Here is a 226-nt window from a genome sequence, read left to right as displayed (position 1 = left end):
TGTTAACCACTACACCACGGGACCATTTGGTTGCGGGGACAGGATTTGAACCTGCGACCTTCGGGTTATGAGCCCGACGAGCTACCAGACTGCTCCACCCCGCGATAATATAAATAAGCCTGGCAACGTCCTACTCTCACAGGGACAAAGTCCCAACTACCATCGGCGCTAGAGAGCTTAACTTCCGTGTTCGGTATGGGAACGGGTGTGACCTCTCTGCCATCAT

Annotated in this window: 1 tRNA gene and 1 rRNA gene; both read right to left on the bottom strand. The window is 53.5% G+C overall.

From position 1 onward, the window contains the following. Window positions 1-27: 27 nt before the first annotated feature. Window positions 28-104, bottom strand: a tRNA-Met gene (locus tag MR076_RS26215). 13 nt (window positions 105-117) lie between these two features. After that, window positions 118-226: ribosomal RNA gene (gene rrf / locus MR076_RS26210) — 5S ribosomal RNA — on the bottom strand; the annotation flags it as partial.

It is taken from the genome of Bacillus cereus group sp. BfR-BA-01380 (genome assembly GCF_022663535.1).
GTDB lineage: Bacteria > Bacillota > Bacilli > Bacillales > Bacillaceae_G > Bacillus_A > Bacillus_A cereus_BB.
This window is presented reverse-complemented; position numbering and strand designations above follow the sequence as displayed.